The sequence below is a fragment of the Pseudomonas juntendi genome, from assembly GCF_009932375.1.
In the GTDB taxonomy this organism is placed as follows: Bacteria; Pseudomonadota; Gammaproteobacteria; order Pseudomonadales; family Pseudomonadaceae; genus Aquipseudomonas; species Aquipseudomonas juntendi.
Map to the genome: position 1 here is coordinate 1 of NZ_BLJG01000295.1, position 4774 is coordinate 4774.

3 protein-coding genes are annotated in these 4774 nt (G+C 62.6%); 2 read left to right on the plus strand and 1 reads right to left on the minus strand.

Going from position 1 to position 4774, the window contains the following annotated elements:
• Window positions 1-75: 75 nt before the first annotated feature.
• Window positions 76-1635, minus strand: coding sequence for a putative bifunctional diguanylate cyclase/phosphodiesterase (locus GYA94_RS24910; RefSeq protein WP_438826252.1), 1560 nt, complete (start codon window positions 1633-1635; stop codon window positions 76-78).
• A gap of 405 nt (window positions 1636-2040) precedes the next feature.
• Here GYA94_RS24910 and rep point away from each other — a divergent pair, with 405 nt between their 5' ends.
• Both rep and GYA94_RS24920 read left to right on the plus strand, forming a co-directional pair.
• Window positions 2041-4050 carry a DNA helicase Rep gene (gene rep, locus GYA94_RS24915; protein WP_029887601.1) on the plus strand — a complete coding sequence of 670 codons (2010 nt, stop codon included), beginning with the start codon at window positions 2041-2043 and terminating at the stop codon, window positions 4048-4050.
• Between the two features lie 64 nt (window positions 4051-4114).
• Window positions 4115-4687 carry a xanthine phosphoribosyltransferase gene (locus GYA94_RS24920; RefSeq protein WP_009683322.1) on the plus strand — a complete coding sequence of 191 codons (573 nt, stop codon included), beginning with the start codon at window positions 4115-4117 and terminating at the stop codon, window positions 4685-4687.
• Window positions 4688-4774: the final 87 nt, after the last annotated feature.

Here is a 4774-nt window from a genome sequence, read left to right on the forward strand (position 1 = left end):
CTATTCGCGGGCACGCCCGCTCCCACAGGTACAGGGCGCGGCCCCTGTGGGAGTGGGCGTGCCCGCGGAAGGGCCCTAAAGGACAACCCCCAACTGACGGTCAGGCGCCTGCAGCAAAAACTCCATCAACTCCCCCACCGGCAGTGGCTTGCTGACCAGAAAACCTTGCACCTGGTCACAACCAAACCCGCGCAGCAGCTCCAGTTGCTCATCACTCTCCACCCCTTCAGCCACCACCTCAAGGTTAAGGTTGTGCGCCAGGTTGATCATGGCGTGCACCAGCTTGCGGTTTTCCTCGCGCATTTCCATCTCGGCCACGAAACTGCGGTCCACCTTGAGCAAGGTGATCGGCAGGCTGTTCAGGTGGACGAACGACGAAAAACCGGTGCCAAAGTCATCCAGCGAGAAGCGCACGCCCAGCCGGCCCAGCGCATCCATGGTCTGGCGTACCAGCTCGTTGCGGCGCATGACCGCCGTTTCGGTCAGTTCGAATTCCAGCCAGCGAGCATCCACCCCGTGCTCGAGGATCAGCCGGCTCAAGGTGGCCAGCAGCTGGCTATCCTGGAACTGGCGGAAGCTCAGGTTGACCGCCATGTGCAGCGGCTCCAGGCCGCGTTCGCACAACGCCTGCATGTCGCGCAGCGCACGGGAAATCACCCAGTAGCCCAATGGCACGATCAGGCCGCTTTGCTCCGCCAGCGGCACGAACTCGCAGGGCGGTAGCAGCCCCCGGTCCGAGTGCCGCCAGCGCACCAGCGCCTCGAGCCCCACGATGCGCCCATCGGCCAGGTTCAGCCGGGGTTGATAGTGCAGTTCCAGTTCATTCCGGCGCAGGGCGCGGCGCAGTTCGCTTTCCAGGTCGGCCAGGCTGCGGGCATTACGGTTGATGCGCTCGTTGAACACATGGAAGGTGCAGCCCTGGCTACCCTTGGCCTGGCGCATGGCGATGTGCGCGTGCCACATCAGCGGGTCGGCGCCGCCCTGGGCACGGGCATGCGCCAGGCCCAGGCTGCAGCCCAACAGCAAGCTTTCGCCATCGATCCAATAGGGCTCGGCCAGGGCCTCGACGATGCGTTCGGCAATCCATTCGGCCCGGTTCGGGTCGCGGCGCGTGTCGATCAGCAGCGCGAATTCGTCGCTGCCCAGGCGCGCCAACTGGTCCCCTGCCTCCAGTTGGTGTTTCAACCGGGCCACAACCTGCAGAATCAGGCGGTCACCGCTCTGGTGGCCAAGGGCGTCGTTGACGTGGCGGAAGTTGTCCAGGTCGAGGTGGCCGAGGGCAACGCCCCGGCCTTCGTTTTCAGCCAGCCGTGCCGAGAGCAAGGCCTGGAAGCCCTGGCGGTTGGCGATACCGGTCAGTGGGTCTTGCTCGGCAAGGCGCTGCAAGGTGGCCACCAGCACACCGCGTTCGCGCACATGCCGCAGCGAGCGGCGCAGGCTATCGGTGCTGAGCTGTTGGCGCACCAGCCAGTCGCTGACGCCGCTGGGGGCCACCGCGGGCTCGTCGTCCAGCAGCAGGATGGTCGGCAGCTCACAGCGCCCCGGCGCTGGTTGCAGTGCCGCAGTCGCCAGGACCACGGCTTGCCGGTCATGGCTGAAAAGGCTGTCGACGGCCTCCCAGTCAGGCGCCGTCAACAGCACTGCAGTGCCGCCCAACCCCTGCACGGACTCGCGCAGCAGCACGGCCCATTCCGGCTCATCAGCCAACAGCAGCAAACGCAGAGGTTCGACAGGCGTGGACAAGCGGGCTCCTTAGGGCTTCACGGCACAACGAGAGAAGATGAATATGCTACTGCATTGATGAAAATGATTTTCAATTTTATACATACACCGGACTCTGCGGCGACCCGACGTATTTTGTCGTGCATCCTGCGCGAAATCAGGCCCGTTCGGCAAATACGATTTTTCCAGTGCCTGGCATTAGCCTGACTAATACAGGGCGCCAATAAAAGTCTGACTCAGACGTCAGACGGTCACGCCACAACGGCCCCATGCCTGTTAGAATGCGCGGCTATTTTCTGGCGACCCCCGGTTTCTAGCATGTCCCGACTCAATCCCCGGCAGCAGGAAGCCCGTGACTATGTCGGCGGCCCTCTTTTGGTGCTCGCCGGTGCAGGCTCGGGCAAGACCAGCGTGATCACGCGCAAGATTGCCCACCTGATCCAGAACTGCGGCATTCGTGCCCAGTACATCGTGGCGATGACCTTTACCAACAAGGCCGCGCGCGAGATGAAGGAGCGGGTTGGCACCTTGCTGCGCCCGGGGGAAGGTCGCGGCCTGACGGTGTGTACCTTCCACAACCTGGGCCTGAACATCATCCGCAAGGAACACGAGCGGCTGGGCTACAAGCCGGGCTTCTCGATCTTCGACGAGTCCGACATCAAGGCGTTGCTGTCGGACATCATGCAGAAGGAATACTCAGGCGACGACGGCATCGACGAGATCAAGAACATGATCGGTGCCTGGAAGAACGACCTGATCCTGCCGCCAGAAGCCCTGGAAAAGGCGCGCAACCCGCGCGAGCAGACCGCCGCCATCGTCTACACCCACTACCAACGCACGCTCAAGGCGTTCAACGCAGTGGACTTCGACGACCTGATCCTGCAGCCGGTGAAGCTGTTCCAGGAACACCCCGAGGTGCTGGAGCGCTGGCAGAACCGCGTGCGCTACCTGCTGGTGGACGAGTACCAGGACACCAATGCCAGCCAGTACCTGCTGGTGAAGATGCTGATCGGCATGCGCAACCAGTTCACCGTGGTGGGCGACGACGACCAGTCCATCTATGCCTGGCGCGGTGCCCGCCCCGAGAACCTGATGCTGCTCAAGGAGGACTACCCCTCCCTGAAGATCGTCATGCTCGAACAGAACTACCGCTCCACCAGCCGGATCCTGCGCTGTGCCAACGTGCTGATCGCCAACAACCCGCACGCGTTCGAAAAACAGCTGTGGAGCGAGATGGGTGTAGGCGACGAGATCCGCGTGATCCGCTGCAAGAACGAGGAAGCCGAGGCCGAACGGGTGGCCATGGAGATCCTCACCTTGCACCTGCGCACCAACCGCCCGTACAGCGACTTTGCCATCCTCTACCGCGGCAACTACCAGGCCAAGCTGATCGAGCTGAAACTGCAGCACCACCAGGTGCCGTATCGCCTGTCGGGCGGCAACAGCTTCTTCGGCCGCCAGGAGGTCAAGGACCTGATGGCCTACCTGCGCCTGCTGGTGAACCCGGACGACGACAACGCCTACCTGCGGGTGATCAACGTGCCGCGCCGCGAGATCGGCTCCACCACCCTGGAAAAGCTCGGCAACTATTCCACCGAGCGCGGCATTTCCATGTACGCCGCCAGCGACGAGCTGGGCCTGGGTGAACACCTGGACGCCCGCTATACCGAGCGTTTGCAGCGCTTCAAGCACTGGCTGGACGGGGTACGCCAGAAGGTCGCCCTGGAAGACCCGATTGCCGCGCTGCACGAGATGATCCGCGACATCGACTACGAAAACTGGATCCGCCAGCAGACCGCCAGCGACAAGGCCGCCGATTTCCGCATCAGCAACGTCTGGTTCCTGGTGGACGCACTGAAAAACACCCTCGAAAAGGATGAAGAGGGTGACATGACCATCGAGGACGCCATCGGCAAGCTGGTGCTGCGCGACATGCTCGAGCGCCAGCAGGAAGAAGAAGAGAACGCCGAAGGGGTGCAGATGATGACCCTGCATGCCTCCAAAGGCCTTGAGTTCCCTTACGTGTTCATCATGGGCATGGAAGAGGAAATCCTCCCGCACCGCTCCAGCATCGAGGCCGACACCATCGAAGAAGAGCGCCGCCTGGCCTATGTGGGCATCACCCGCGCCCGCCAGACCCTGGCCTTTACCTTCGCCGCCAAGCGCAAACAGTACGGTGAAATCATCGACTGTACGCCCAGCCGGTTCCTCGACGAATTGCCACCCGACGACCTGGCCTGGGAAGGTCTGGACGACGCCCCGGTCGAGGTGAAGGCGGCACGCGGCAACAACGCCCTGGCCGACATCCGGGCAATGCTCAAACGCTGATCAACCATTACTCTTTAATATTGCCGCCTCCAGCGGCCACCTTTGTTACATCGAGGAAATCACAGTGGAAGCACTGCATCAGAAGATTCGCGAAGAAGGCATCGTGCTTTCCGATCAGGTCCTCAAAGTGGACGCGTTTCTCAACCACCAGATCGACCCGGCGCTGATGCAGCTGATCGGTGACGAGTTTGCCCGCCTGTTCGCCGATGCTGGCGTGACCAAGATCGTCACCATCGAAGCCTCCGGCATTGCCCCGGCAGTGATGACCGGCCTGAAGCTGGGCGTACCGGTGATCTTCGCCCGCAAGCACCAGTCGCTGACCCTGACCGAAAACCTGCTGACCGCCTCGGTGTATTCCTTCACCAAGCAGACCGAGAACACCGTGGCCATCTCGCCGCGCCACCTCAACAGCAGCGACCGCGTGCTGGTGATCGACGACTTCCTGGCCAACGGCAAGGCGTCGCAGGCACTGATCTCGATCATCAAGCAGGCCGGCGCCACCGTGGCCGGCCTGGGTATCGTCATCGAGAAGTCGTTCCAGGGCGGCCGCGCCGAACTGGACAGCCAGGGCTACCGCGTTGAATCGCTGGCCCGGGTGAAGTCGCTGGAAGGTGGTGTGGTCACTTTCATCGAGTAAGCCTGTACCGGCCTCATCGCCGGCAAGCCAGCTCCCACATGGACCTCACAGGCCCCAAGCCTTGTGCAGTACCTGTGGGAGATTCTA